This window comes from Methanobrevibacter sp. UBA412 (assembly GCA_002495685.1).
Lineage (GTDB): Archaea > Methanobacteriota > Methanobacteria > Methanobacteriales > Methanobacteriaceae > Methanobrevibacter_A > Methanobrevibacter_A acididurans.
Genome location: DAGJ01000010.1, coordinates 1 through 5,266, shown reverse-complemented (window position 1 = coordinate 5,266; position 5,266 = coordinate 1). Strand labels below are relative to the sequence as shown.

4 protein-coding genes and 1 pseudogene are annotated in these 5,266 nt (G+C 22.4%); 1 reads left to right on the top strand and 4 read right to left on the bottom strand.

Annotated features, from left to right (window positions below):
• The 3 genes and pseudogenes from BP997_RS03135 to BP997_RS03125 all read right to left on the bottom strand — a co-directional run.
• Window positions 1-404: pseudogene (locus tag BP997_RS03135) on the bottom strand (glycosyltransferase family 2 protein); the annotation flags it as partial.
• 26 nt (window positions 405-430) lie between these two features.
• Window positions 431-2,008, bottom strand: a complete 1,578-nt coding sequence (locus BP997_RS03130) for a hypothetical protein (protein WP_413825627.1) — start codon at window positions 2,006-2,008, stop codon at window positions 431-433.
• A gap of 30 nt (window positions 2,009-2,038) precedes the next feature.
• Window positions 2,039-3,064 (bottom strand): glycosyltransferase domain-containing protein, encoded by a 1,026-nt coding sequence (locus tag BP997_RS03125; RefSeq protein ID WP_413825630.1) that lies wholly within the window; start codon window positions 3,062-3,064, stop codon window positions 2,039-2,041.
• A gap of 171 nt (window positions 3,065-3,235) precedes the next feature.
• On the opposite strand from BP997_RS03125, the gene BP997_RS03120 reads away from it, so the two are divergent.
• A complete protein-coding gene (locus BP997_RS03120) occupies window positions 3,236-4,309 on the top strand; it encodes a glycosyltransferase family 2 protein (RefSeq protein ID WP_413825633.1) in 1,074 nt (357 codons plus the stop codon).
• A 3-nt stretch (window positions 4,310-4,312) separates the two neighbouring features.
• Here the strand turns inward: BP997_RS03120 and BP997_RS03115 are convergent.
• Window positions 4,313-5,266, bottom strand: a 954-nt coding sequence (locus BP997_RS03115; protein ID WP_413825635.1) for a glycosyltransferase family 2 protein, incomplete at its 5' end; no start/stop codon positions are given.

Sequence of the window (5,266 nt, the reverse complement as noted above, 5' to 3'; positions counted from 1 at the left end):
ACCTCAAAAACATAATTATTTAAGAATAAAGAATTAATTTCGAATAATTTATTATAAAAATTTAATGCTGGAGATAAAAATGATTTTTTCCCTTCTTTTTTACCATACATCACATAATGAACCAAAGGGTTAATATTTAGTTGTTTTACAGAGGGATATTTATCTAAATAGATATTACTATCAAAATTTAATGCTGGAATTTTATGTTCTTTATATCCATAAAATAAGTAATGTAACAAAGGATTAATTCCTGAATTTTTTATATTAGGATATTTTTCGATATAAAATTCTTCATTAAATAAATTTTCATCTAAAATTTTAGAATAAGCTTCTTTATACAAGGAAGCCTTATTGTAATTGAATTTAGATTTAATTAAAAAAGTTTTGAAAGATGGCACACTCATTATTTATACTCCATTTGTAAAAAAATTTATTTCCTAATTTTTTGACCTATACTTCTTAAAGGTTTAGTAAGTTTCCATGAAGAAGAATTAACCATTTTATCAATTTCTTCAGTGGATTTTAAGTTCATTACCTGTTGATCATTTAATTGAACTTTAGAAGATTTTAAATCATTTTCTAATTTATTAATATAAAATTGTTTTTCGTGATTTAAATTAATAACATTATTTAAATCATCGGTTAAACCAATATTTCTCTTTTTTAAGTAATTAATTACTTCATTTAAATTAGATTTTAATATATCATTCTGTTCTTGAGTATTTACTTCGGTCAAATTGGGATTATTAAATTCTTCTCCATTTTCATTGCAATTTAATTTTTCTTGGATTATTTTGTTAACAACAACTTTAGAAGATATATAATCTCCTAATCGAGATTTATACTTAATTATTTCATTTGAATCTAATATACTACCCAACTCACAAATTCCCCAAATATCACTCCCACTTCCAATATAATCAGATAATTTTGAAGGTAAATATGGATTAATTTCAAAATAATCTTCTGTATTAGCATCAGTGACTATTAATACATCAAATTTAGTTGTAAGATTTAAAAAATCTAAAAATGAACGGCTTTTATTAATAATAATATTATCTTTTATCTTTAAATCTGAAGTTGCTCTTTTAACAAACTCGGTCTGAGATGTAAAAATATGTAATTTACATTTACTTTTAAAAAATGGAGAAATATTTTCAAAAGCATAAAAAACATCCTCAAAATTTCTATTACCGTAAAAAAGTCCAAAATATGCAAAATTTATATAATTATTATCTATTTTATACTTACTTTGAATAGATTCATAAGCACTTTTCTTTAAAATAGGTTGTGGTTTTATTAAACTTTTATTATCAATGAACTGTTTGAAATTTTTAAAATTTCCTTTATTTTTTAAAAGAAATTTATTTATCATGAGCTTTTTTTGATTTTCATTTGTAAAAATAATTTTATCAGCAAATAAAAAAGGCAATAATTCACATAAAAATTCAATAGAAGTTAAATTAGAATCAAGAGCACTATTAAGATTCATTTCCTTTAAATTTACATCCTGTGAAATAATTGAATTGACTTTTTTTATGTATTTTTCATCCTTTAACTTAGTATTTCTTTCTTTACCATAATTATCAAACAAAACAGGATCAGAAAATTCAGCAGTCCATTTAGTATCAGGATTTTGTGTTTTATATTCAAAAGCTAAAAAATGAGCCGGTGTAGGCATGGCTCTGGAATATATTGATTTATAAACACCCTTTTTAGATTTTTGATTGTTTAACTCCACCATACCTTCTTCAATAAAAGGCTTTATTACACTCCATTCCCATTTTTCAGCATCATATGCATGTAAAACTATTTTATCTTCAACATATTCATTAATTAAATCATTTAAAGAGTTATCTAATGCAACATTTTCAATATGATTTTGGATTACATCCACCTTTTTTCCATTTTCAATTATACGTTTAGCTACTACAAATCCACCAGTATCAACATATTCTGGGAAAAAATATGAAATAATTAAATCTTTAGAACATTTTTCATTAACCATTTTAAAAAACCACATTACTTACTCAAAAGTTTATTTTTTAATTTTATGACTTATACTTCGTAAAGGTTTAGTAACTTTCCAAGAGTTTGAATTAATCATAGTATTAATCTCTTTCTTAGCTCTTGAATTCATTATTTCTTGATCATGTAATTGAACTTTTAAAGTATCAATATCATTTAATAATAAATATATCTCCTCTTTTTTAAGAGTCATTTCCTCTTTCATATTATTTTCAATATAATTTATTAAATTATCACTAGATAAGGGGTTAGGTGATTCAAATTTATGATGATATTTTTCCCCACTTGTTTTACTCCAAAATTCATTATCCCAATAATAAACAGGACTAACAGAAGGATGGAAATTATTTTTCCAAGCTACATATGCAAAACTTAATTGGTCTTGATTTGTATATTTTATTATTTCATTCCACCAATCGTCCATTAATTTTGAAACCTTAGGATTATTATGTTGTCTGAATATAGAGCCCATAACTCCAAGGCCATAATGTTTAGGAAAACCTTCATCCCTATAATGATTTACTTGTTTATTCATAATAGCTTTAGGGTATCTAGCAATATTATAAGAAGCAACTAATTCATCATAAATACAGTCCCGTTCTGTATGTACCACACAAAGCATTGGGTTTTTTATATACTTGTAAATATATTCTCTTAAACTGCTTTTAATTTCAAAAGTTCCATCTAACCAAAAACTATACTTATAATTAGAAAGATATTTATGAGGTAAAACTTTGTACTGTTTTGCTTTACGATTATTATCTAAATTAGAATCTTCCATAGGTATAATTTTATATAAATCAGACTCAACATTTGGATTATCTGTGAAACATACATAATCACAATTTTCATCAATAAATTTAGGTTCTTTTAAAGTATCATAATCCCCAGTAAATGCTGTATAAATAACAATCTTATTATTCTTAATATCATTAATTAATTCATTATCCGGATTAGCATCAATATCCATGAATAAATTTCTATGAATATGATCTTCTACGGTATTTTTATAAGTTTTATAAATTTCTTCATACATGATTTAATATCCCTTTATAAAAGAATTTAATTTAAATAAAATATTTATTATGAATAGTTATATTACTTTTTTTATTAATAAAATTTTTTTAAATGTGATTAAAAATTTTTAAAAACCTCTTTTTAATTTTGATTAATTAAATTAATATATAATTTAATCAATAGTAAAATTATGAAATATAAAATTAGTGTTATAATACCTACTTTCAATTCTGAAAAATTTTTAGATGAAACTATAAAATCTGTTCAAAACCAAAGTATTGGGTTTGAAAATATTGAATTAATTCTTATAGATGATTTTTCAACAGATAATACTCCAAATATCATTAAAAAATATGTTGAAAAATATAATAATATTTTATCTTATAAATTAAGTGAAAAAGCAGGTGCTCCAGGGAATGCTAGAAATATTGGGATAAATAAAGCAAATGGAGAATATTTAATGTTTATGGATCATGATGATCGTTACCCTAAGGATTCTTTGAAATTATTATATCAAAAAATTAATGGAAGTCAAGATTCAATTGTGATTGGTAGATTTAAAACTTTTGGAATTGCAGATTGGGTTTCTGATGAATGGGTAACAGAAGAATTGAGTATAAGTTCATTGGATGAAAATACTAATTTTATAACTATAAATAACATTTGGAGAATGATTTTTCCAGAAAAATTAATTAGAAAAAACAATATTTATTTTCCAGAAAAAATGTTTGCTGAAGACTTAGCTTTTATGATAGAAACCTTTTTAAATGCTAAGAAAATTACTTTTTTACCAGATTATGTTTACTGTTTTAGAATAAGAGAAAGTGATAATTCTTCTACAAGTTATTCAAAAAGTTTCCATTATATAAGTAAATTATTAGATGGATATTTTTACACTAAGAATATCCTTAAAAACAATGCTGGTTGTAAATATTATGATTTGTTGTTTAGTATGCACTTAGGTAGTTGGATAGATAATATAATTAATAGTGAACTTACGGATAATGAAAAATATCAATTACTTAAACAATCCCAACCATTATTTAAAGAATTAAATGTAATTGATTTAAATATTAATCCTAATTTTGAATTATTTAGAAATGTTATGGAAAAATTAAGAGATGATAAGTTAGAAGAAGCATTTAGTAACTTAAAGGAAATTAGCGATAATATTAAAAATCCTCAATCTAATATTTCTTTGAATAAAAAAAATAATACTAATAAAATTAAAAATAAAATAAAAAAAATTCTTAAAAAAGTTTAGAAATTATAAATTGTATACTTTTGATATTGTATATAATAATTTTTCTGCAGTAAAATAATAATTTTTAGGAATTTTGCTTTCATTTAAATAAAAAACATTTTTTATGTTTAAATCTTCTTTTATTTCTTTAGAATCTTGCTCATTTTTAGTTAAAATTATATCATATTTTGGAATGTTAGATTTTTTATCTTTATCTATTGAATTATAATTATTATTTAATTGTATAATTTTAATAATATTGTTTCTAGAGATTATATTTTCTATATCATATCTTAAATCAAAGGATAAAATTATATCTACATCTTTTCCAAAGTTATTATCTTCAATATTTGAAATTAAATCAATATTATAATTCATATCATTAAATTCTTTTGATAAATTTGATATAAGAGTATAATCTTCATTTCCATTAATTATTCCATTTGTGATTTTTTGACTATTTCCTTCTTTTATAAAACTTATTTTAAGTTTTTTATCTGTGAAAAATTTTTTTTGGGTAATTTTATCATTAAGAATACTTTTAAAAAGGTAATTATCCCATTTTTTCATTAAAGTTTTAATATTTTTAAGGTTTATTTCATCATAATTGCCTTCATTATTTCTTGTGCTGCTTTCATGATGGAATAGTAATGCAGAACCACAGTATAATATTTTATATCCTTTTTGATTCAGATTCAACATGAAATCAACATCTTCATAACCATAAAAAAAGTCATTAGAAAGTCCATTTAATTTTTTATAAATAGATTTTTTAATGAGTACTGCTGCTGCTGTAACTGCCATACATTCTGAAGTTTTATTCAATTTTTTATCAAATATCAAAGGATAAAATATGTATTCATGATAAGGACCATAAGTATATTCTTCATTTGTTACCTCTTCAAATTTTACTCCAGCATGTTGAATTGTGAAAGATTTATCTATTGAAACTCTGTCATAGTAATATGGATAGATTAG